This is a genomic window from Xanthomonas sp. JAI131 (genome assembly GCF_013410075.1).
In the GTDB taxonomy this organism is placed as follows: domain Bacteria; phylum Pseudomonadota; class Gammaproteobacteria; order Xanthomonadales; family Xanthomonadaceae; genus Xanthomonas_A; species Xanthomonas_A bonasiae.
Map to the genome: position 1 here is coordinate 354,502 of NZ_JACCCN010000002.1, position 23,661 is coordinate 378,162.

Sequence of the window (23,661 nt, forward strand, 5' to 3'; positions counted from 1 at the left end):
CCCGCCGGCCGCGATTTCGCCGGACGGCGCCGCGCCGTTGCGACTCCCCAATCCCGACTCCCAAATCCCAGCCCGCTGTGCTTCCCGCAACATGCAGGCGATAATGTTGCGATGAACATCTGACCGACCGCGAGCCCTCGGCGCGCGGCCTTCCACTTTCAGGAGCAGCGCATGGCCGATGCCGTCCGCCACGACAAGACCGCGCGGCAGCTGCGTTTGCTGTCCGATGCGCTGGACAGCGGGCGCCTGGGCCCGGTGCGGCGGCTGGTCAATACGCTGGCGCCGGCCGAGATCGGCAACCTGCTCGAGTCGCTGCCGCCGGGCAAGCGCGTGGTGGTGTGGGGCCTGGTCGATCCGGAAGACGACGGCGAAGTGCTGCTGCACGTCGGCGAGGAAGTGCGCGAAAGCCTGCTCGCGGACATGGACCCGGACGAGATCATCGCCGCGGTCGAAGACCTCGACATCGACGACCTGGCCAACCTGGTCGAGGATCTGCCCGACACGGTCATCGACGAAGTGCTCAAGTCGATGGACCGCGAGAACCGCGAGCGCCTGGAACAGGTGCTGTCCTATCCCGAGGACAGCGCCGGGCGCCTGATGAACCCGGACGTGGTCACCGTGCGCGCCGACGTCAACGTCGACGTGGTGCTGCGCTACCTGCGCCTGCGCGGCGAACTGCCGGACCACACCGATCACCTGTTCGTGGTCAGCCGCCGCCACCAGTACCTGGGCCGGGTGTCGCTGGCCGCGCTGGTCACCCACGAGGATTCCACCCCGATCAACCGGCTGATCGACGACGAGCAGCCGGCCATCGACGTGGGCGAAGGCGCCGACGAGGTCGCGCGGCAGTTCTCCGACCACGACTGGATCTCCGCGCCGGTGGTGGACGACAACAACATCCTGCTCGGCCGCATCACCATCGACGACGTGGTCGACATCATCCGCGACCAGGCCGAGCACCAGGCGATGAGCGCCGCCGGCCTGGACGAGGACGAGGACATGTTCAGCCCGGTGCGGCGCGCGTTCCGGCGCCGCCTGCTGTGGCTGACCATCAACCTGGGCACCGCGTTCATCGCCTCCAGCGTGGTCAGCCAGTTCGAGGGCACCATCTCCAAGCTGGTGGCGCTGGCCGCGCTGATGCCGATCGTCGCGGGCATGGGCGGCAACGCCGGCACCCAGGTGCTGGCGCTGATGGTGCGCGGCCTGGCGCTGGGCCAGATCGGCGCATCCAACGTCACCGTGCTGTTGCGCAAGGAGCTGGCGGTGGCGCTGATCAACGGCCTGGCGCTGGGCATCGGCCTGGGCCTGATCGTGCTGGCCTGGTTCAAGCAGCCGCTGCTGTCGCTGGTAATCGGCTCGGCGCTGACCATCAACCTGCTCACCGCCGCGCTCGGCGGCGTGCTGGTGCCGCTGACGCTCAAGCGCCTGGGTTTCGATCCGGCGCTGGCCGGCGGCGTGATCCTGACCACCCTGACCGACGTGATGGGCTTCCTCAGCTTCCTCGGCCTGGCCACGCTGGTGCTGCTGTAGGCGAGCCTGCGCGGCCTGCGCATTGCCGCGAACGCCGTCGCATCGCCCGCGCGCGCACATGTGTCGGCTTTCTCGCCGTCGCGTGCCGGGCGGCCGCGACAGGCTGAACGCCGCGCGGGCGGCGCCTGACTGGCGCATGTCCGGGCCCGGCCCTGGCCGCACGCCGCTCTGTCGCCGAAGCGCCGGGACGCCGATACTGGGGACCTCCACCGCCGAGGGCCGCCCATGTCCATGCGTTCGTTGCTGATGCTGCTGTGCCTGTCGATGGTCGGTTGCAGCAGCCTGCCCAGCGACCCGGCCACCGGCCATTTCGTGTCCCGCCAGTTGACCTTGGACGGTCGCCTGTACCGCTACCAGGTGTTCGTGCCGGCGCCGCCGCACCGCCAGGGACCGGTGCCGGTGGTGCTGTTCCTGCACGGCTCCGGCGAGCGCGGCAGCGACGGCAGGCAGCAGGCCGATGCCGGCGTGGGCCCGTACCTGCGCCGCCACCTGGGCGACTTCCCGGCGCTGGTGGTGATGCCGCAGGTGCCGGACGAGCAGGAGTGGAACGGGGTCAACGCGACCATGGCGCTGCAGGCGCTGGACGCGGCCAGCGCGGAATTCAACGGCGATCCGCAGCGCACCTACCTGACCGGCATGTCGATGGGCGGCTACGGCACCTGGGAAATCGCGCTGCAGCAGCCGCAGCGTTTCGCCGCGCTGGTGCCAGTGTGCGGCGCGATCCTGTCCCCGCACGAGGATCGCGAATACCTGGTGGTGACCCCGGTGGCGGAACTGCCCGACCCCTACACCGCGCTGGCCGAACGCCTGCAACGGATCCCGGTATGGATGTTCCATGGCGCCGAGGACGACGTGGTGCTGCCGCACGACGACCGCAAGATCTATCGCGCGTTCAAGAACCTGGATGCCGACGTGCGCTACACCGAATATCCGGAAGGCAACCACAACGCCTGGGATGCCACCTACCGCGACCCGAAGATGTGGCAATGGCTGTTCGCGCAGAAGCGCGGCGGCGACACCGCCGACGCGGCGCCGGAGACCGCGACCGGCGGCAGCTGAGCCGGCGGTGCGCACCGGCGCGTCTTCCGGCCCTGCCCCTGTAGGAGCGGCTTCAGCCGCGACCGAACCCTTGCCACAAGCGGCAGCGCCCGGACCGGAAATGCGCCCGACACGGCCGGCGCCAAGCCAGGCGAAGGCAGGACAGCAACGGCGACCAGACGAAGGCGCCTGAACGCCGCAGCGGCGCGCTCACCCGCCGAACGTGCATGCAGATGCTGCGCGCCCGCGCGGCATGCACACCGCGCCCTCCCTCGGCGGCGCAGCACCCACCCCCCGCGCAAAACCGCGTACAGTCCGCGCTCGTTTCTTCCCGGGCCGCCCATGGCTACCGACACCGCCTCCGCACAGGCCGATTTTCTCGAACGGCTGCAGCGCCTGGACGCGAGCGCCGCCGGCCTCGCCGATGCCGCGATCCCGCCGTTGCTGATCGCCACCTCCGATCCCGCCGCGCCCTGGCGGCTCAGCGAGACCGGGCAATGGCTGCTGCAGGTACTGAAGGCCAGGCAGGCGCTGTCGCACGCCGCGCACGCCACCACCCTGTCCGCCGATGCGCTGCGCCGCGACCAGAAGTTCGCGCCGCCTGGGCGGCCGTCGCTGCACATCGTGCAGTTGCGCCAGCAGCAGGCGGCCGCGCAGCAGGCGACGCGGCGTGCGAAACAGGATTTCGCCCAGGCCGCCGCAGGTTTCGCGCGCAGCGCCGGTCTATCGCCGCCGACCAGGCTGAGCCTGAGCGAGTTCCTGCAGCGCTGGATCGATAGGTATGTGCGGTAGGGGAATGGGGAATGGGGAATGGGGAATCGGCAGAAGCGGGGTTGGTCGATCGCTGCCTGCACCACGCGCGCGCAGTGCATTCGCAGCGCTGGTGCGGGCTTTTCCGAGGCCGGCAGAAATGTGCGTGGCGGTCGCCGGGTGCAACGCATAGTGGCGACGCCGCCATGGCCCTTGTCCCTGCTTGTCGGAGTTCGCGTTTCGCTACCGCCTCGCCGCTGAACGCCGACGCGCGCCCGCTCCGCGAAGCGGGTTGAACGCCAGGCCGCAGGCGACCGGCTTGCTATCCTTGCCGGCCCGTTCTTCCTCGCCGATACGCGCGCCGATTGCCGCCATGTCCGTTCTTCCCTCCGCATCCGCCGCAGACCGCGCCATCACCCTCGCCGACTGCCGCGGGCATGCGCCCTGCCCGGCCGCACACGCCGCAACGGCAGCGTGACCATGCTCAGCGGACACACGGCGAACCTCGCCACCTGGAGCATCTGCGCGCTGGCCACGGCGGGCGTGATCACGCGGCCGTTCAAGCTGCCCGAGGCGCTGTGGGCGGTGGGCGGCGCGGTGCTGTTGATGGTCCTCGGCCTGATGCCCGGCGTCGAAGCCTGGCATGCGGTACTGAAGGGCTACGACGTCTACCTGTTCCTGATCGGGATGATGCTGCTGTCGGAAACCGCGCGCGCCGAGGGCCTGTTCGACTGGGTGGCGATGCATGCGGTGAATCTGGCCAAGGGCTCGCCGCGGCGCCTGTTCGCGCTGGTGTTCGGGGTCGGCATCGTGGTCACCACGTTCCTGTCCAACGACGCCACCGCGGTGGTGCTGACCCCGGCGGTATACGCGGCCGCACGCAAGGCCGGGGCCAAGCCGCTGCCGCTGCTGTTCGCCTGCGCGCTGATCGCCAACGCCGCCAGCTTCGTGCTGCCGATCTCCAATCCCGCCAACCTGGTGCTGTACGGCGGCACCATGCCGACCCTGGGCGCGTGGATGGCCGCGTTCGCGCTGCCGTCGCTGCTGGCGATCGGGGTCACCTTCGGCATGCTGTACTGGGCCGAGCGCAAGGACCTGCGCGGACGCTGCGCCGAACGCGTGGACACGGTGCCGCTGAGCCGCGGCGGCGCCTTCGCGCTGGCCGGCATCCTGGTCACCGCCGCGCTGCTGGTCGGCGTCTCGGCGCTGGGCCTGGAGCTGGGCCTGCCCACCTGCCTGGCCGGCGTGGCCACGCTGGCGGCGGTGTGCCTGGGCGGCCGGCAATCGCCGCTGCCGCTGGCCAAGGCGGTGTCGTGGGCGGTGCTGCCGCTGGTGGCCGGGCTGTTCGTGCTGGTCGAGGCGTTGTCGCGCACCGGGGTCATCGCCTGGCTCGCGCAGACGCTGTCCGCCTCCGCGGCGCAGTCGCCGCTGGCCACCGCCGGCGCGTCCGGCACGCTGCTGGCGTTCGCCTCCAACCTGATGAACAACCTGCCGGCCGGATTGATCGCCAGCACCACCATCGCCCAGGCGCATCCGCCGCAACTGGTCGTCGACGCGCTGCTGATCGGCGTGGACCTGGGGCCGAACCTGTCGATCACCGGCTCGCTGGCCACCATCCTGTGGCTGACCGCGATCCGCCGCGAAGGCGAGGACGTGGGCTTCTGGCGCTTCCTGAAAGTCGGCGCGCTGGTGATGCCGCCGGCCCTGCTGTGTGCGCTGGGCGCGCGCCTGTTGCTGGGCTGAGCCGTCGCCGCTCTTGTGTACGAGCGGCTTCAGCCGCGACGAACGTGAGCACCGGGCGCTCTGCGTTCCTCGCAAAAAACGCAACGTGCTCTTCAGCCTTCATCGCAGTGCCCGGCATCAGGTCGCGGCTGAAGCCGCTCCTTCAGGAAGCTGGGCGCCCTGCCCTGCCCGCTGCGCGCGCAGTCGCCGCGCCACGCCGCCGATCAACGCGATCGCGGCGGTCAGCGCGGCCATCGACAGGAATTGCGCACGGGTGTCGGGCGAGGCCACCAGGCCGTTACCGCTTTTGTGTAGGAGCGGCTTCAGCCGCGACGAACGTGAGCCAGAGGGCTTTGCGTTCTCGCAAGAACCCCGTGCTGTGCAGGCCTGATCGCGTTACCCACCTTCCGGTCGCGGCTGAAGCCGCTCCTACAAGGTAGCGCGGCGCCCTACCCTGCCCGCCCGCCGCGCAGCTGCCGCGCCACGCCGCTGATCAACGCGATCGCGGCGGTCAGCGCGGCCATCGACAGGAACTGCGCGCGGGTGTCGGGCGAGGCCACCAGCAGGCCGAAGATCACCGCCAGGATCGCCAGCGCCAGCAGGGTCAGCACCGGATAGCCGCGCATGCGGAACGGCAGGCGCGTCCCGGCGCGATCGGCGCGCGCGCGCAGGATCAGCTGCGACAGCAGCGAGATCGTCCACACCAGCAGGCAGGTCGCGCCGACGATGTTCAGCAGCGTCGGCAGCACCCGATTCGGATACAGCAACTCCAGCACCGCGGCGACGAAGCCGAACAGCACGCTCGCCAGCACCGCCAGCAGCGGCACCTGCTGGCGGTTGGTGAAGGCCAGCACGCGCGGCGCCTCGCCGCGCTGCGCCAGCGAGAAGATCATCCGCGAGGCGCCGTACAGATTGGCGTTGAGCGCCGACAGCAGCGCGATCACCGCGATCAGGGTGATGCCGGTGGCCGCGCCGGGAATCTTGGCCGCCTGCAGCACCGCGGCGAACGGCGAACTCAGCGCCTCGCTCTGCCACGGCACCACCGCGATGATCACGCTCAGCGAGCCGATGTAGAACACCAGGATGCGCCAGGCCACGGTACGGATCGCGCGCGCGATGCTGCGCTCCGGGTCGGCGGTCTCGGCCGCCGCCACCGCCACGATCTCGGTGCCGCCGAAGGCGAACACCACCACCAGCAGCGCCGCGCCGATGCCGGCGGCGCCCTTCGGCGCGAAACCGCCGTTGCCGGTGACGTTGGACCAGCCCGGCGAGGCCACGTTCGGCAGCCAGCCGGCCAGCAGCGCCACGCCGACCAGGATGAAGGCGACGATCGCCACGACCTTGAGGATCGCGAACCAGAATTCGAACTCGCCGAAATTGCGCACGCCGAGCAGGTTGATCGCGGTGAAGGCGGCCATGAACACCACCGCGACCAGCGGCACCGGCAACGCCGGCCAGACCGTGGCCAGCAGCCCGGCCGCACCCACCGCCTCGGCGGCGATCACGATCACCAGCTGCAGCCACCACAACCACCCCACCGTCGCGCCCGCGGTGGCGCCCATCGCATCGGCGGCATACACCGAGAATGCGCCGCTGGCCGGCTTGGCCGCGGCCATCTCGCCCAGCGCGTTCATCACGATGATCACCAGCGCGCCGGCGACCAGGTAGGAAATCAGCACCGCCGGCCCGGCCGCGTGCACGCCCACGCCCGAACCCAGGAACAGGCCGGCGCCGATCGCGCTGCCCAGCCCCATCATGATCAGTTGCCGCGGCTTCAGCGCATGGCGCAACGCAGGCGCGGCGGACGGGGCGGCGGGACCGGGAGGCATGGACGGATGCGGCATCGGGTTCGTCGATTGGCAGGAATCCCGACACGATACCGCGTCGCGATGGTGCCGTGCTCGCCGCCGCGCAGCAGCCGATCCTGAGCGGGTCGCGCCGGATCTTCAGACCCGCAGCCGGTCTGGACGGGCGCGGCCTGCGCTCGGTGGCGCCGAGCGTGCGGCGCAGCGTCCGCGCTGTCGAGCGGCGACCGCCCCATCCACTGCGCTGCGCGTTCGCGCGCAGCCGAGAGCCGCGGCGCCGCCGCCACCGGACGCATGCCCGTCGCCCTGCCCTGCACGTTGCCCTGCCCTGCCCGTCGCTCCGCCCTTCGCGCTCCCTGCCCGTCTCACCCTGCCCGCACGAGTGCGGACCGGGCACGACCTGCACGGCCGATAGGCGACACCCCGAGTTCGGAGATACAAAACAATGAAATTTTGCCGCGCGTGACGTATCTCGTTGATTATAGATATTGACAGCGATACTAACGTCAGAAATACTGAACAAAGCGTCGAGTCGGAAGCGTTGCCCGACGACCGGCGTAGCGCCGCCCAAAGGCGCTACGCCGATCATCCGGTACGGCTCCGTCCGCACGCGTGATGGCAGGCCGGGAGATGGCCTGCACCGAGCGGTTCGGCCGGAAAGGACCACGGCTGCCGCCCGGCCCGAGCGCAACGGTCCGCTGCATCAAGACAAGGAGAGACACCATGATCAAACCCCTGTTGACCCTGGCCGTTCTGGCGGTCGCATTCACCGCGGCGCAGACCCACGCCACCGGGCAGAAGCTGGACGCCAACGACACGATCCAAGGCCTAGGCGAACGCGTCCCGGCCGGCAAGAAGAACGTCAGCCTGTCGCCGCTGTTCAAGGTCTACACGTTCGAGAAGTCCGGGCTGACCTTCGCCCAGATCAACTCGTCGAAGGACGAGGTGATCACGGTACTCGGGATCACTCCGGGTGCCCAATCGCGCCTGCCGATCGGCCTGGCCGCCGAAGAGCAGCTGATCGTCGTCAACGACGAGAAGGACCGCCCGCTCGGCATGGTCACCGCCGCCGCGAGCTGCCCGTGCAGCGCCACCGTGGTCTACCAGGACGCCAACCAGATGATCGTCGTGGTCTACGGCTCCAACGGCGAGTACATCACCTCGTACGTGCTCCCGCGCACCAAGGCGCCGAGCGCGCCGCAGTAACAGGCCTCACCTGCACCTGCATCACAGCGCCGCGGCTGGCGACGGCCGCGGCGTTTTCGTTGCAGGGAGCAAGCGTCCACATGCGAACGAGTCGTGCGCGCGATCCGTAACCGCGCGCACGACCGGGCGAAACAGGCATGCCGGCACTACGGAGACAGCGAACGCTACAGCGACTCCATGCATCGGCGTGCGGTACGGGCACGCGCATCGGCGATCTCCCGCTTGGCGCCTTTCGGGCCGGTGATGTCCACCATGGCTAGCCTCCCTGGCCGCTCTTCTGGAATTCCACCGGACCGGCATATCCGGGGTACTTCTTCTTGATCAGGATCCTGTCTGCAGGCCGCAGACAGGCATGCTCCAGCGAATCCTTCACGTGGCCCTCGTCGACGAAGAACTCCTCGTAGGGCAGCGCCAGCACGCGTTCGTGTCCATCGACGGTGAATTTCAGCAACAGCGCGTCGTCGCGCTCGAAACACAGCCGCTGCCACGGGAAGTCCGTCAGTGCCGAAGCCGGCACTTCGACCGCATCGCGACGACCCAGCAGCGCATCGACCTGCCGCGCGAAGTGTTCTTTGGAAAGCGAAGAATCGGCCATCGCGCATCCCGCAATCGAAACGAGAGAGAAAATCAGCAAGGCGAGACGAGGCAGTGCCGGCCCCCGCCCACGCGCGCGTGCATCGCCAACGCTACAGTGCGGCGCGGGCGCCGCCGCGGTGGTGGTGTCGAACATGGAACGCGGCTCCTTCCGCCGTCGATGCCGCATTCTGTGGCATACCGGCACACGGCTCAACGTCACGCCGCCACAAGAACGACAGCGAACCCGACGGCGCGAAGCGCGTCTGGCGACCGAGATAGCGTTGCGGGTGGCGGCGCGGCATCCGCCGCCAGATGCCGCGGCAACTGGCCTCACTTCCAGCGCGACATGCGATGCGTACGTCGCGACAGCAAGCCGCCCTCCGGCGGGAGGGCGGCGAACACCGCAGGTGCCGATCAGAACTCCTGCCAGTCCTTGTCCGTGGCCAACGCGGGGACGGACTGCAGGCGACGCGCAGCGGCCGGCGCCGGCGCCGGCGCCGGGCGGGCGTAGTTCCTCGGCTTCGGCGCCTTCGCGAGGGTCGGCTGGCGTACCGGCGCGGCGTTCTCTTCCAGCTTGAACAAGGCCACTGCCTGGGTCAGTTCGGTCGCCTGCTGCTCCATCGAGCGCGCCGCGGCGCTGGCCTCTTCCACCAGCGCCGCATTCTGCTGCGTGCTCTCGTCCATTTGGGTCACGGTCTGATTGACCTGTTCGATGCCGGCGTACTGCTCCTGCGAGGCGGCGGAGATCTCGCTCATGATGTCGGTGACGCGCTGCACCGAGGACACGATCTCGTGCATGGTCTTGCCGGCCTGGCCGACCAGCGCCGAACCTTCGGCGACACGGCTCACCGAGTCGTCGATCAGCTCCTTGATCTCCTTGGCCGCGCTGGCCGAACGCTGCGCCAGCGTGCGCACTTCCGAGGCGACCACGGCGAAGCCGCGGCCCTGTTCGCCGGCGCGCGCCGCTTCCACCGCCGCATTGAGCGCGAGAATGTTGGTCTGGAAGGCGATGCCGTCGATGACGCTGATGATGTCGGCGATCCTCTTCGAGGAAGCTTCGATGCCGCTCATCGTGGTCACCACCTGGCCGACCACCTCGCCGCCTTCCGACGCCACCGTCGCGGCGCCGACCGCGAGCTGGTTGGCCTGGCGCGCGTGTTCGGCGTTCTGCTTCACGGTGGAGGTCAGTTCCTCCATCGAGGCGGCGGTTTCCTCCAGGCTGGCGGCCTGCTGTTCGGTACGCCGCGACAGGTCGTCGTTGCCGGTCGCGATCTCGCTGGCCGCGGCGTTGATCGACACCGCCGAGTGCTTGATCCGGCTGACGATCTCGGACAGCTGCTCGGCCGTGGCATTGGCATCGTCGCGCATCTGCGCGAACACGCCGCGGAACTCGCCGTGCATGCGCGCGGTCAGGTCGCCGGCGGCGATGGATTGCAGCAAGGCCGACAAGGACTGCAGATTGCCGTCGGCGGTGGTCATCAGCTGGTTGAGACTCTCGACCATGATGCGGAAGTCGAACTGGAAACGCTGCGCATCGCCGCGCGCGCTGAAGTCGCCGTCGGCGGCGGACTGCGCCAGCTGCCTGATCTGGCCGTTCATCGCCGACAGGTTGGCCTTGACCTCGTCCATGGTCTGGGTCAGTACGGCCTTCTCGCCAGGCAGGCGGTCCATGTCCTGGCTGAGGTCGCCGATCGCGTAGCGGCCCATGATCTGCATCAACTTCATCTTGATCTCGATATGCGAGCCGACCACGGCGTTGGTTTCCGCGGCCATGCGTCCGTAGTCGCCGGGGAACGCAGCGGCGTCCATGCGGAAGCTGATCTGGCCGGCATCGTGGCGCTTGGCCATGTCCAGCTGTGCGGCGATCAGGCTGCGCAACTGGTGCTGCATGCCGTGCATCGCGCCGAGCAGGCGCCCGGTTTCGTCGGTGGCCTGGGTCTGCACGTCGTTGTCCAGGTCGCCACGTGCGATCGCTTCGGCGGCGCGGGTGGCGCGGCGCAGCGGCACGGTCAGGCTTCGGGTGATCAGCCAGGCCAGCAACGCGCTGACCACGACCACCACCACGCCGCCGCTGATCAGCATGGCGCGGCCACGATCCATCGCCGAGCTAGCGGCGGCATAGGCGCTCGCACCACGCACGCGCTGCCGTTCCGAATACGCGTTGATCGCGTCCTGCCACTGCTGAGTGGCCGGCGCGGCCTGCTTCATCAGTACCTGCAGCGCCTCGTCGGGCTTGTCGTTCATGCCCAGATCCAGCACTTGCTGGTTGGCGGCGCGCGAGCGCTCGTAACCGAGATCGATCTGCCTGCGCATCTCCGCGCCGGTGGCATCGGTCACCGGAATCGCATAGAGCTTGTCGTGGGTCTCGCTGTAGTTCTGCTGCTGCTGCTCGACGCGCTTGGCGAACTGGATGTTTTCTTCCTGCGTCGTCGGCAGGACGATATTGCGCAGGTTGACCGCGATGATCGAACTGGCCTCGCGCATCGCGCTGGTGTACTCAAGGATGGTCATGTTGCGGTTGACGATACTGTCCATGCGTTCACGCGCTTGCGCCAGGGTCATCAACCCGGCGACGACGAGCGCGCAGGAAAGCAGGATGAGTACGCCGAAGGCCGCGGAGAGGCGCGTACCGACGTTGTAGCGTTGAAGAAATCCGATCATGGGGTACCTGCCAGGGGATGGAATGGAAACGCGCTACGAGTTCGAAGATGCGAAACCGGGCACGAAATGGAACACATCGCGAAGCTGCGACGCAGCGTGGACTGCAGGCCGAATCTTGAAAATCTTGCCCACTGCGCGCGACGCCAGCGCCGATGCTTGGGCGAAGTAACGGCGACCGCATTGGATTCTTGATGCGCATTGACACAGATTTTTTTGAATGCCGTCACGGACATCATCGTGATGTGAATCCGAAGTTGCGGATGGATCCGGAAAGCGGGAAAACGGTGAAATCAACGTGAAACGCGCAAGGCCGGCAGCGACGGCGTCATGACGTCGCGCGTCCTTGGCTGGCGGCCATAGCGCGGCTCGGCCAGGTCGATCGCCGCATCGGCGGCCGCGCTCTTCACGCGTCTTGCACCGCAAGTTCGCGTTCTGCAGCGTGCGCGCAAGACGCAGTGCCATGCGCCCGCGAACGAATCGCGCGGACGCATGGCGTGACGCGAGAAGCGCAAGTCGCTAGGCCGAATTGGTGCTCACAGCGGCCGTCGCGATAACCTTGGCCTTGGCCTGCGCCGCCGTGATCGCGGCGTACATGTAGCCCAGCGGCTGCAGGAGCGGCTTGGACGAGATCCAGGTGACGGAACGGCGCGGGCAGCGCCGCGGCGGTGGCGTCGAACATGGGACGTGGTTTCTTCCCCGTCGATGCGGAATGCCGGGGTAGACCGGCAGACGGCTCAACATCACGCCGCCGCGAAAACACAGCAAGCCCGACGGCGTGAGGCGCGTCGAGCGATCGAGATAGCGTTGCGGGCGGCGGCGCGGCGTCCGCTGCCGGATACGGCGGCAACTGGCCCGCACTTCCAGCGCGACGTGCGATGCGTGTGCTGGACAGCAAGCCGCCCTCCGGCTGGAGGGCGGCGAGCAGCGCATACGCCGATCAGAACTCCTGCCAGTCCTTGTCGGTGGCCACCGCGGCGACGGACTGCAGGCGACGCGCAGCGGCCGGCGCCGGCGCCGGGCGGGCGTAGTTCCTCGGCTTCGGCGCCTTCGCGAGGGTCGGCTGGCGTACCGGCGCGGCGTTCTCTTCCAGCTTGAACAAGGCCACCGCCTGGGTCAGTTCGGTCGCCTGCTGTTCCATCGAGCGCGCCGCGGCGCTGGCCTCTTCCACCAGCGCCGCATTCTGCTGGGTGCTCTCGTCCATCTGGGTCACGGTCTGGTTGACCTGCTCGATGCCGGCGTACTGCTCCTGCGAGGCCGCGGAGATCTCGCTCATGATGTCGGTCACGCGCTGCACCGAGGACACGATCTCGTGCATGGTCTTGCCGGCCTGGCCGACCAGCGCCGAGCCTTCGGCGACCCGGCTCACCGAGTCGTCGATCAGCTCCTTGATCTCCTTGGCCGCCCCCGCCGAACGCTGGGCGAGGGTGCGCACTTCGCTGGCGACCACCGCGAAGCCGCGGCCTTGCTCACCGGCGCGCGCCGCTTCCACCGCCGCATTGAGCGCGAGAATGTTGGTCTGGAAGGCGATGCCGTCGATGACGCTGATGATGTCGGCGATCCTCTTCGAGGAGGCCTCGATGCCGCTCATCGTGGTCACCACCTGGCCGACCACCTCGCCGCCCTGCGACGCGACCGCGCCGGCGCCCACTGCGAGCTGATTGGCCTGGCGTGCATGCTCGGCGTTCTGCTTCACGGTGGAGGTCAGTTCCTCCATCGAGGCGGCGGTCTCTTCCAGGCTGGCCGCCTGCTGCTCGGTGCGGCGCGACAGGTCGTCGTTGCCGGTCGCGATCTCGGTGGCGGCGGCGTTGATCGACACCGCCGAATGCTTGATCCGGCCGACGATCTCCGACAACTGCTCGGCGGTGGCATTGGCGTCGTCGCGCATCTGCGCGAACACGCCGCGGAACTCGCCGTGCATGCGCGCGGTCAGGTCGCCGGCGGCGATGGATTGCAGCAACGCCGACAAGGATTGCAGGTTGCCATCGGCGGTGGTCATCAGCTGGTTGAGGCTTTCGACCATGACCCGGAAATCGAACTGGAAACGCTCGGCATCGCCGCGCGCGCTGAAGTCGCCGTCGGCGGCGGACTGCGCCAGCTGCTTGATCTGGCCGTTCATCGCCGACAGGTTGGCCTTCACTTCGTCCATGGTCCGGGTGAACGTCGCCTTCTCGCCGGGCAGACGGTCCATGTCCTGGTCGAGGTCGCCGACCGCATAGCGGCCCATGATCTGCGCCAGCTTCAGCTGCACCGCGACATGCGAGCCGACCACGGCATTGGTTTCCGCGGCCATGCGCCCGTAGTCGCCGGGGAACGCCTGCGCATCGATGCGATGACTGATTTCGCCGGCATCGTGCCGCTTGGCCATCTCCAGTTGCGCGCCTATCAGGCTGCGCAGCTGGTGTTGCATGCCGTGCATCGCGCCGAGCAGACGCCCGGTTTCGTCGGTAGCCTGGGTCTGCACGTCGTTGTCCAGGTCGCCACGTGCGATCGCTTCGGCAGCGCGGGTGGCGCGGCTCAGCGGCACGGTCAGGCTGCGGGTGATCAGCCAGGCCAGCACACAGCTGATCAGGATCACGATGACGCCGCCGGCGATCAGCATGCCGCGGCCGCGGTCCATCGCCGCGTTGGCGGCGGCGTAGGCGCTCGCGCCACGCTGGCGCTGCCGCTCCGAATATGTGGTGATCGCCTCCTGCCACTTGTCCGTCGCGGGACCGGCCTGCTCCGTCAGCACGAGCAGGGCCTGCTCGTCCTTGTCTTCCATCCCCAGATCCAACACCGACTGGTTGGCCACGCGCGAGTTCTGGTAGCCGAGATCGATCTGCCTGCGCATCTCCGTGCCAGTGCTGTCGGTGACCGGTATCGCGTAGAGCTTGTCGTGCGCTTCGCTGTAACGCGCGCGCTCCTGCTCGATGATCTTCGCGAAATGGAGGTTCTGCCCGTGCGTGGTCGGCAGGACGATATTGCGCAGGTTGATGGCGATGATCGCGCTGGCCTCGCGCATTTCGCCGGTATACGCCAGGATCGTGTTGCGCTTGACGATGTTTTCCATCTGGTTGCGCGACTGCGCCAGCGTGATCAGCCCGGCAACGACGAGCCCGCAGGAGAGCAGGATGAGCAGGCCGAAGGAAGAGGAAAGGCGCGTACCGACGTTGTAGCGCTGAAGAAATCCGATCATGGAGGTACCTAGTGGGGGAAATGGAATAGAAAGGCGCCTCCACTGGTCGAGTGCGGAAATGAGCACGAAATCGAGGAGCCGCGGAGCCCTGACACAACGCGAGCGCCGAGCCGAATGTTTCAATTTCGAGAAATTTTTACGCAACGCAAGTATCGGCGCTTGGGGCGATGTAACGGCGAGCGCCGCGAATTCTTGATGCGCAATTTCGCACATTTTATTGAATGCCCTCACATACGTGAAAGGCGCGTGGAGATCGACCGGCGAAGTGACTGCGACGCGCCCGGACCGATGAATTCCACGTGAAAATGCGCCTGCAAGGCGCGACGGCGCCGGGATCGCGGCACCCAGCAGCGAGTCGTTGCGACCAGCACGCCGTTCCGAATCTGGCCCAAACCGAGCGCCGATGCGGCGCGGATTCGCGCACACGCCGCTCGCATCGCAAGCGCGGTGCGCACGCGGATGGACCGCCTGCGGCCGCTCCGGACAGCGCCGGGCGGCCGCACGGCAGTCGGGCGGCCTACTCCGCCAGGTTGGTGCCCGCGCCGGCCGTGGCGATGACCTTGGCCTTGACCTGCGCCGCCGGAATCGCGGTATAGACGTAGCCGAGCGGCTGCGGGAACGTCTTCGACGAAATCCAGGTGGTGGCATTGGCGTAGGGCTTGCTGGTGCTGTCCGGCACGCTCCAGGTGATGCCGCCGCCGACGTAGTTGTTGATCAGGTCCCAGTAGCCGATTTCGCTGCTGTCGCGCGAGGTCACCGGATTCTTCGCGTTCTCGAAGTAGTTGGCCTCGACCAGCGCGATCCCACCCATGCGCACGTTGATGCCGGAGGTCAGCACGTTGTTGAAGTAGTTGTTGTAGATGTGGCTCAGCCCGCGGCGCTGCAGCGGCAGCCGCGACTCCACGTTCTCGAAGCGGTTGTGGTGATAAGTAGTTCGCGCGGCGGCGTTCTTGGTGTCGTTGTCGCTGTAGCCGTTGAGCGCGACCTTCTGGTAGTCGTGCACGTAGTTGTACGACACGGTGACGTGGTGGACGCCCTTCTTCATGTCGATGCCGCCGTCGAAGGACGCGTCGCCGGCGCCGGAGCACTTGGTCAGCGAGGCGAACAAGGTGTTGTGGTCGACCCAGATATTGGACGGCTCGCCGCTGGAGTTGCCTTCCAGCGAGATCGAGTCGGCGTCCTCGCCGCCGGGCAGCAGGCCGATGGTCATGTTGCGGATGATGATGTTGTGCGCATTGCCCACCACCCACAGGCCGAAATTCGCCGACGAGCCGTTGGCGCCCTTGATGGTGATGTTGCTCTTGTTCTTGATCTGCACGGTGTTGGCCGGCAACTGCCACTGCGCGCAGACGTTGCCGATGCTGGCGAAGTTGAACTGGCCGGTGTAGTTCAGCACCAGGCCGCCGCTGCCGGAGTAGTTGTCGATGGCGGCCTGCATCGCCTGCATCGTGGCGACGTTGATCGGGGTCGCGTTGCCGCCGCCGGTGGTGGCGGCGCCGTAGCCGACCGGGCCGGCGACGGCCGGCGATACGCAGAAAACCAGGGCAAGCGCGAGCGCGCCCTTGAGCGGCTGGATGTTCATCAGACTCTCCCATCTTGCAGCGATAGATGCCTGACGCCCTCGCGGACGCGATGGGCGATGGCACGGGGCGTGGGGGCCGGGCGCAGTCTTCGCCCGGCTCGGCGCCGGCGCAATCGGCCGAAACGGGAAGCTAGATCCGCACCTACGATCGCGCCGCAAGACATGCGAAACAGACACGAACGGACAGATGGAGACAGACAACGACAGGCGAAGACAGGCGCCTGCAACGCGCTCGCGCGCGACGTTGCGGGCGTGCCGACTACGACGAAGAACCGCGGCGCAGCGTCATCGGCGCGACGCTCGGCGCCACCCGCCGAGCGCGCTCGCTTCGCCGCGGAGACATTCGCGCGCCATTGGCGCATCCGCCGCACATGCAGCCGATGTTGCGTGTGCAGCATGGACCGGCGCAGGCGATGTCGGCCGAGCGCTGCCGCCAACGGCCGCCCGGACGATCGGGAACGCTACGGGCCGGCCGGTGCCGGCGTGATTCTGCCATGCTCGCGCGCCGCCCACGCCACGCGCTTCTGCGCGGACCCGAGCAACGCGGTGGCACGGCTGTTGTGCGGTCGCGCGGTGTAGAGGATCCACTTGGGCAAGCCGGGCAGACGCGCGTCGGCGTATGCGGCGCGCCCGTGGTCGAAACGCAACAGGCGATAGACCCAGAACAGGTGCGGCTTGCGGTCGCGGGTCAGCGATGCATCGGCCCAGACCGGCACCAGCTGCAGCAGTCCGCAGCCGGCGCGGTGCGGCAGCGCCCGGTAATCGTCGGCGCTGGGCTCGTGGGTCTCCACGTCGATCGAGCGGTAGCCGTTGGCGTCGGACAGCAGCACCCGGCGCCACGCGTTGCCGCCGGCCAGGCCGACCCCGCCGCTGCCGAGGGTGACGATGAAATCCGGCCGTCGGTCGTGGTTGAGATCCGACGTTTCCACGCCATGGAACCCCATCGGCGAGCCGCTCAAGGCGACCGGCGCGACCAGGGCCCGGTCGTGCGCATCGAACAGCTGCAGCGTTGGCATATCGGTGACGTCGAGCTGCAGGCGGATGCCGGCATGGCGATAGGTCGTGATCCCATCCCAGCGCATCTCGCCGCCATCGGCCGGCTCCAGCGCCTGCAGCTTGCAGGCCGCGCTCGGCGGCGTGCCGGCCCAGGGCGGATATTGCGGATGCCAGGCGCTGGCGAGCGGCGCGGCTGCGAGCAGGCACAGCAGCGCGGCCAGACGCGACACGCCGCCGCGCCATCGCGGCAACAGGCGCGCGCGTGGCGGCGCCGTCGTCGCGTGGATCGGGCGCATGCGCATGGCCAGCGCAACGCGCGACGCCCTGCCCGGCGTTACGGCACTGCATGCGGCGATCGCTACGGCGGCGACACGGGTTCGCAAGATCCTTCTCCCTGCGTGCGAACGCACGCGGACGCGTGCGGCGCGGCACGATCGCCGCGCCGGCGGCACGGCGCAAGCGGCGCGCAGCCGCCAGGCGCCGTGGTGCCCGCGGACTCAGCCTACCGCGTCGATCGCGTTGTCGCCCCGATCGGCGTCGGGCAGGCGGTGGTCCGGATCCAGGGTCACATGCAGCACCTTCTGCGTGCTCGGCACGCGGATCTGCGGCTGGGTCTGCTGGATCCAGGTCTCCACCGGCACGCGCTGGTCGAGATGGCTGCCGTCGGCGAAGTCGATGCGCAGCGTTGCCGGCATCACCAGCTTCTGCCTGCTCTGCAAGGTCACCAGCAGGCCCTTGGCCGGATCGTGCTCGACATAGCTGGCCGCGCGCACGCCCATGTCCAGCTGCCAGTTGTTGAGATACCAGCCGCGCCACCACCACGCCAGGTCCTCGCCGGACTCGCTTTCCATCAGCCGGAAGAAATCCGAGGGAGTCGGATGCTTGTACGCCCAGGTGGCGATGTACTTGCGGAACGCCGGGTCGAAGCGCGCCGGGCCGAGGATCTGTTCGCGCAGCAGCACCAGGCCCAGCGCGCCCTTGAAGTAGGTCAGCGGATGCCGGTAGGTCTCGCTGGTGGCGTCGGCGCGGTCGAGCAGGTTCGGCGCCTGCGCATCGGCCAGCAGCGGCAGGATCTCGTCGACCGGGTTGCCGCCCTTCGGCGCGTACTCGCTGTCGCGCTTGGGCGCGAATTCGCCGTGGTTGACCGCATCGGAGGCGTAGACGTCGATGAAGGTGTTGAAGCCTTCGTCCATGAACGCGTAGCGGCGTTCGTTGGAGCCGACGATCATCGGGAACCAGCCGTGGCCCAGTTCGTGCGCGGTGATCCAGAACAGGTCCTTGCCGCCGTCGTGCATGTCGTCGAAGACGATGCCCGGATATTCCATGCCGGCGCCATGGCCGCCGAGGTTCACCACGACCGGCCACGGATACGGATACCACTGCGAGAAGTGCTCGATCGACGCCTTGACGAACTCGGTGGAGCGGTCCCACTTGTCGGCGCCGACGCCTTCGCGCGGATACACCGACATCGCCAGCGCATGCTTGCCTTCCGGCAGGTTGATGCGCGCCGCGTCCCAGACGAACGCCGGCGAGGCGGCGAAGGCCACGTCGCGGGTATTCGCCATGTGGAAGCGCCAGGTCTGGGTGCCGCTGGCGGTGGGCCGGCTGGCCGCATCGCCGACTTCGGCGGCGCTGCGGATCGCCACGGTGCGGTCGCTGGCCGCGGCCTGGGCCAGGCGCTGGCGCTGCGTGGCGGTGAGCACCTGCGCCGGGTTCACCAGCTCGCCGGACCCGGCGACCAGGTAATTCCACGGCACCGTCACCGCGTAGTCGAAGTCGCCGTATTCCAGGTAGAACTCCGCGCCCAGGTAGGGCTGCGTGTCCCAGCCGCGCTGGTCGTCGTACACCGCCATGCGCGGATACCACTGCGCGATCTCGTAGATGTCGCCGTCGCCGGTCGGGGTGACCGCGGTGCGCCCGCCCCAGGTGCCGGGCACCGTGTAGGCGTAGTCGATATGCAGCTTCAGCGCCTTGCCGGCACCGGCCAGCGGCTGCGGCAGGTCCACGCGCATGCGCGTGTCGTCGACCAGGAAGTTGGCCGGCACGCGCTTGCCGCCCTGCTCCACTTCCACCTTGGCGATGCGATAGCCGTCGCTGGCCGGGGCCGGCGGACGTTCCGCCCGCGCCGGGCGCACGCCGCGGGCGCGCGCGTCGGCGCGGTAGATGTTCTGGTCCAGCTGCAGCCACAGCACGTCCAGCGTGTCCGGGCTGCGGTTGCTGTAGGTGATGGTTTCCTGGCCGCTGAGCGTGCGCGTGGCCGGGTCGATGCTGGCGTGCAGGTCGTAGTCGGCGCGGTTCTGCCAGTACAGCGGCCCGGGCACGCCGCCGCCGCTGCGATAGGCCGTGGCCGGCTGCGGCAGTTGCAGTGGCGCGAACAGGGCCAGCGGGTCGTAGCCGCCGGCGGGCGCGGCGGCAGCCGGCGCGGCGGCGCTGGCCTGGGCGAAGGCGACGAGGGAAGCGCAAGCCGCGGCGAAACCGGCGCGGCGCAGGACATGGATCATGTGGGGCGTCCGTGGGGAGGATCGCCCCCGATGGTAGGCCGAAACGGCGTGGCGCGGATGTGCCAGTCAGCCTGTGGGAGCGACTTCAGTCGCAACAGGCTCCATCGACAAGGCCCGTCGCGACTGAAGTCGCTCCCACACGTTCTGTCGCGATCACACGCTCGCGCTCACCCCAACAACGTCTCCAGCACCGCCATGCGCACCGCCACGCCGTTGGCGACCTGGCGCAGCACGCAGGACTGCGGACCGTCGGCGACCTCGTCGGTGATCTCCACGCCGCGGTTGATCGGGCCCGGATGCAGCACCACCGCGCCCGGCGCAGCGCGGCGCAGGCGTTCGGCGGTGAGGCCGTACTGGGCGTGGTAGCCCTCCAGCGAGGCCACCAGGCCTTCCTCCATGCGCTCGCGCTGCAGGCGCAGCATCATCACCGCGTCCACGCCGTCGAGCATGGCGTCGAAGTCGTCGCCGACCACGCAGCCGTCCAGGGTGCCGTCGTCGGGCAGCAATGCCTGCGGGCCGCACACGCGCACTTCGCCGGCGCCGAGCGTGCGCAGCGCGTGCAGGTCCGAACGCGCCACGCGCGAGTGCTTGACGTCGCCGACGATGACCAGCTTGAGCTTGGAGAAATCGCCGCCCTTGGCGTGGCGCAGGGTCAGCATGTCGAGCAGGCCCTGGGTGGGATGCGCGCTGCGGCCGTCGCCGGCGTTGATCAGCGCGGTGCCCTCGCCGGCCGCTTCGGCCAGGCGCTCGACCGCGCCGTCCTCGGGATGGCGCACGACGAAGCCGCGCACGCCCATCGCTTCCAGGTTCTTCAGCGTGTCGCGCGCGGTCTCGCCCTTGCGCGTGGACGAGGTCGAGGCGTCGAAGTTCAGCACGTCCGCGCCGAGCCGCTGCGCGGCCAGCTGGAACGAGCTGCGGGTGCGCGTGGACGGTTCGAAGAACAGCGTGCACACCGCGGTGCCGGCCAGCACGTTGCGCTTGCCGACCCGGCCCACCGCCGCGTCGCGGATCTGCCCGGCGCGGTCCAGCAGTTGCAGCAAGGTCGCGCGCGGCAGGCCTTCCAGGGTCAGCAGGTGGCGCAGGCGCCCGTTCGAATCGAGTTGCGGGTCAGTCATGGCGGGTCCGGGCAGGGAATCAGGAAATGGGAGTGGCGTCGTCGGGCGCGGCCAGCCAGCGCTCGATGATCACCGCGGCGGCCACCGCGTCCAGCGCGGCGGCATCGCGGCGGCGCTTGCGGCCGGCGGCGCGGTCCACTGCGAAGCGCTTGGCCGCCTCGACCGAACTGGAGCGCTCGTCGACCAGCACCACCGGCAGCTTGTAACGGGCGCCGAGTTCGCGGGCGAAGGCGTGCGCGCGCTTGCGGTTGGGTTGGTCGGCGCCTTCCAGGGTCAGCGGGTCGCCGACCACCAGGCCGTGCGGGCGCCATTCGGCGTGCAGGCGGTCCAGCGCCGGCCAGTCCGGCCCCTGCGCGTGCACGTCGACCACGGCCAGGGCGCGCGCGCCGCTGCCGAAACTGCTGCCCACGGCCACGCCGATGCGGCGGTTGCCGACGTCGAAACCGAGCACGGTGCCGTCGCGGCGAATCGTGCCGGCGGCGGCGCTGTCCGCAGCGGGCGCGCCGGGCTCAGGCATGTCCGCTGTAGTCGGTGAGGCGGAACAGGTCCACGCCGATGCGGCCGGCCGCGGTCTGCCAGCGCCGCTCCAGCGGCAGCTCGAACAGCAGTTCGGCGTCGGCCGGCGCGGTCAGCCAGCTGTTCTCGCCCAGTTCGTATTCGAGCTGGCCGGCGCCCCAGCCGGCGCAGCCCAGCGCGACCACCGCGTTGCGCGGACCGTCGCCGCGCGCCATCGCTTCGAGCACGTCACGCGAGGTGGTCAGGAACAGGCCGTCGCCGAACGCCAGGCTCGAATCCCAGGCGCGTTCGCCGTCGTGGATCACGAAGCCGCGTTCCGGATGCACCGGCCCGCCGCTGAGCACCACCTGCTCGCGCAGCGTGTCGTCGATGGTGTCGATGCCCATCTGCGCCAGCACTTCGCCCAGCGTGTATTCGGAGGCGCGGTTGACCAGCACGCCCATCGCGCCGTTGGCGTCGTGCTGGCAGATCAGGGCCACGCCGCGGGCGAAGTTGGGATCGGACAGCGCCGGCAGCGCGATCAGCAGTTGGTTGGCCAGGGGGGTAGGCAAAGCGGACATGGCCCCATTCTATCGTCCCTCCCGCGCCGGCGCTGCGCCGGACCGGAGCGGACTGCCATAATCGCCCCGATCGCGCACCGCCGCGCCGCCAAGGATGCTGTCTCGCATGGAAACCGCCCCCGATCTGCCGCGCCAGACCCGCGCCTTCATCGTTCTGGTGGCGCTGCTGCAGGGCGCGCTGCTGTACCTGGCCCAGCGTGGCGCCGATGCCGGGTGGTGGCCGTTCGCGGCGCTGGGCGGCCGGGTGTGCTGGTACACCCTGGTGCTGACGGTGCCGACGCTGATCCTGCTGTCGGTGCGGCGCCTGGGCGAATTGCGCCTGTGGCAGCACGCGATCGCCCTGGCCTTGCTGGTGGCGGCGCTGTCGGCCTGGGCCGCGTGGAGCGCCACCGGCGCGCCCGGGCTGCGCAGCGAGAAGGTGCTGGTGCCGTTCGGCATGGCCATTGCGCTGGGCATGTTCGTGCTGCTGCCGTGGCTGCAGTGCCGGCTGCAGCATGGCCACTGGCAGGCGCCGTACCGCGAATTGTTCGAACATGCCTGGCAGAACGCGCTGACCCTGGCCCTGGCCTGGCTGTTCGTCGGCATCTGCTGGCTGGTGCTGTGGCTGTGGGGCGCGCTGTTCGCGCTGGTGAAGCTGGAGTTCTTCCGCGAGCTGTTCCGCCAGAGCGCGTTCGTCTACCTCGCCACCGGCATCATGTTCGGCCTGGGCCTGCTGATCGGCCGCACCCAGCAGCGCGCGGTGCAGGTGATGCGGCAGATCCTGTTCGCGATCTGCACCGGGCTGCTGCCGTTGCTGGCGTTCGTGGCGGTGCTGTTCGCGCTGAGCCTGCCGTTCACCGGCCTGCAGCCGCTGTGGGAAACCCGCGCCGCGGCCAAGATCCTGATCGCGCTGGTGGCGGCGCTGGTGGTGTTCGTCAATGCGGTCTACCAGGACGGCGCCGCCACCGCGCCCTATCCGCAATGGCTGCGGCGGCTGATCGACGCCGGCCTGCTGAGCCTGTCGCTGTACGCGCTGCTGGCGTTGTACGCGCTGTGGCTGCGCATCGACCAGTACGGCTGGAGCGCGGAGCGCTTCAACGGCGTGCTGGTGGCGGTGGTCGCCTGCGGCTACGCATTCGGCTACGCGTGGGCGGTGCTGCGCCCGGACGGGCGCTGGCTGCGGCCGCTGGCGCCGGTCAACCGGGTCATGTCCTGGGGGGTGATCGCGCTGGCACTGGCCACCGCTTCGCCGTTGCTGGACCCGTACCGCATCGTGGCCGGCAACCAGCTGCAACGCTTCGCCGACGGCCGCACCGCGGCCGCTGACGTGGATCTGTATTACCTGCGCTTCGACAGCGGCCGCCGCGGTTACCGGGCGGCGCAGTCGCTACGCGATGCGCCCGGCTTCGCCGAGGACCCGGCGCAGCGCGAACGGCTGCAACGCATCCTGCAGCGCACGCAGCGCTGGGGCGACGACGGCGACGCCAGCGACGAGAAGCGCGCGCCGGAGCGCATCGCCGCTCCGGCCGAACTGCGCCAGCACATCCCGCTCGCCGCCGGCAGCGCCGATCCCGGCGATGGCTGGTGGCAGGCGGTGCTCGCCGGCACCCTGCACGACGGCGGCTGTCGCCAGCGCGAGGACCACTGCGTGCTGCTGGTGCGCGACCTGGACGGCGACGGCAGCAGCGAAGCGCTGCTGTGCAACGACACCGACAACTTCGGCATGGAATGCCGGATCCATGCGCACCGCCAGGACCGCTGGCAGGACGTGGCGCGCGTGCATTTCTCGCCCAGCTCGCCCGATCGCGCGGATGCGCCGTTCGACGCGCTGCGCGCCGGCAAGCTGCAACTGGCGCCGCGGCGCTGGCCGGACCTGACCTTGCCGGATGCGCAGCGCGCCGAAATCTCCCCCGAAGACAACGACCAGGACGACTGACGGAGTCCGCCCG

General features: G+C 69.2%; 17 protein-coding genes and 1 pseudogene. 6 read left to right on the forward strand and 12 right to left on the reverse strand.

The features are described from left to right. The first annotated feature begins 171 nt into the window (after window positions 1-171). From mgtE to HDC36_RS08400, 4 genes are all read left to right on the forward strand, one after another. Window positions 172-1,530, forward strand: a complete 1,359-nt coding sequence (mgtE, locus tag HDC36_RS08385) for a magnesium transporter (RefSeq protein ID WP_179566246.1) — start codon at window positions 172-174, stop codon at window positions 1,528-1,530. A 225-nt stretch (window positions 1,531-1,755) separates the two neighbouring features. After that, window positions 1,756-2,589: a prolyl oligopeptidase family serine peptidase gene (locus HDC36_RS08390; protein ID WP_179566248.1), complete on the forward strand. Its 834-nt coding sequence runs from the start codon at window positions 1,756-1,758 to the stop codon at window positions 2,587-2,589. Between the two features lie 321 nt (window positions 2,590-2,910). Continuing rightward, window positions 2,911-3,360: a hypothetical protein gene (locus HDC36_RS08395; protein ID WP_179566250.1), complete on the forward strand. Its 450-nt coding sequence runs from the start codon at window positions 2,911-2,913 to the stop codon at window positions 3,358-3,360. Between the two features lie 438 nt (window positions 3,361-3,798). Continuing rightward, on the forward strand, window positions 3,799-5,061 hold the full coding sequence (locus HDC36_RS08400) for an arsenic transporter (RefSeq protein WP_179567933.1): 1,263 nt from the start codon (window positions 3,799-3,801) through the stop codon (window positions 5,059-5,061). 117 nt (window positions 5,062-5,178) lie between these two features. On the opposite strand, the gene HDC36_RS08405 is transcribed toward HDC36_RS08400, so the two are convergent. Beyond that, window positions 5,179-5,331, reverse strand: coding sequence for a hypothetical protein (locus HDC36_RS08405; protein WP_179566252.1), 153 nt, complete (start codon window positions 5,329-5,331; stop codon window positions 5,179-5,181). 158 nt (window positions 5,332-5,489) lie between these two features. Beyond that, the gene (locus tag HDC36_RS08410; protein WP_179566254.1) at window positions 5,490-6,884 is read right to left on the reverse strand and encodes an amino acid permease; all 1,395 of its coding nucleotides are present in this window, start codon (window positions 6,882-6,884) and stop codon (window positions 5,490-5,492) included. A 684-nt stretch (window positions 6,885-7,568) separates the two neighbouring features. Between HDC36_RS08410 and HDC36_RS08415 the strand changes: the two genes are divergently transcribed. Further along, a complete protein-coding gene (locus HDC36_RS08415) occupies window positions 7,569-8,051 on the forward strand; it encodes a hypothetical protein (protein ID WP_179566255.1) in 483 nt (160 codons plus the stop codon). A 256-nt stretch (window positions 8,052-8,307) separates the two neighbouring features. Here HDC36_RS08415 and HDC36_RS08420 read toward each other — a convergent pair whose 3' ends face one another. The 10 genes and pseudogenes from HDC36_RS08420 to HDC36_RS08460 all read right to left on the reverse strand — a co-directional run bounded on the left by HDC36_RS08420 (window position 8,308) and on the right by HDC36_RS08460 (window position 21,733). After that, window positions 8,308-8,781 (reverse strand): hypothetical protein, encoded by a 474-nt coding sequence (locus HDC36_RS08420; RefSeq protein ID WP_255432644.1) that lies wholly within the window; start codon window positions 8,779-8,781, stop codon window positions 8,308-8,310. 260 nt (window positions 8,782-9,041) lie between these two features. Next, entirely contained in the window at window positions 9,042-11,288 is a 2,247-nt protein-coding gene (locus HDC36_RS08425) for a methyl-accepting chemotaxis protein (protein WP_179566256.1), read from the reverse strand. 516 nt (window positions 11,289-11,804) lie between these two features. Next, window positions 11,805-11,921, reverse strand: a pseudogene (locus tag HDC36_RS23650) (pectate lyase); the annotation flags it as partial. A gap of 304 nt (window positions 11,922-12,225) precedes the next feature. Beyond that, window positions 12,226-14,463, reverse strand: coding sequence for a methyl-accepting chemotaxis protein (locus HDC36_RS08430; RefSeq protein ID WP_179566257.1), 2,238 nt, complete (start codon window positions 14,461-14,463; stop codon window positions 12,226-12,228). 517 nt (window positions 14,464-14,980) lie between these two features. After that, window positions 14,981-16,045, reverse strand: coding sequence for a polysaccharide lyase family 1 protein (locus tag HDC36_RS08435; protein ID WP_179566258.1), 1,065 nt, complete (start codon window positions 16,043-16,045; stop codon window positions 14,981-14,983). A 461-nt stretch (window positions 16,046-16,506) separates the two neighbouring features. Next, window positions 16,507-17,337 (reverse strand): hypothetical protein, encoded by an 831-nt coding sequence (locus HDC36_RS08440; RefSeq protein WP_179566259.1) that lies wholly within the window; start codon window positions 17,335-17,337, stop codon window positions 16,507-16,509. A gap of 201 nt (window positions 17,338-17,538) precedes the next feature. Then, entirely contained in the window at window positions 17,539-19,542 is a 2,004-nt protein-coding gene (locus tag HDC36_RS08445; RefSeq protein ID WP_179566261.1) for a M1 family metallopeptidase, read from the reverse strand. 167 nt (window positions 19,543-19,709) lie between these two features. Further along, entirely contained in the window at window positions 19,710-20,657 is a 948-nt protein-coding gene (locus HDC36_RS08450; RefSeq protein ID WP_179566263.1) for an aspartate carbamoyltransferase catalytic subunit, read from the reverse strand. 19 nt (window positions 20,658-20,676) lie between these two features. Next, a complete protein-coding gene (ruvX, locus tag HDC36_RS08455; protein ID WP_179566265.1) occupies window positions 20,677-21,174 on the reverse strand; it encodes a Holliday junction resolvase RuvX in 498 nt (165 codons plus the stop codon). Then, a complete protein-coding gene (locus HDC36_RS08460; protein ID WP_179566267.1) occupies window positions 21,167-21,733 on the reverse strand; it encodes a YqgE/AlgH family protein in 567 nt (188 codons plus the stop codon). The genes ruvX and HDC36_RS08460 overlap by 8 nt, the downstream gene beginning before the upstream one ends. 106 nt (window positions 21,734-21,839) lie before the next feature. Between HDC36_RS08460 and HDC36_RS08465 the strand changes: the two genes are divergently transcribed. Beyond that, complete coding sequence (locus HDC36_RS08465) at window positions 21,840-23,648, forward strand: DUF4153 domain-containing protein (RefSeq protein ID WP_179566269.1); 1,809 nt, start codon at window positions 21,840-21,842, stop codon at window positions 23,646-23,648. Window positions 23,649-23,661 lie beyond the last annotated feature (13 nt).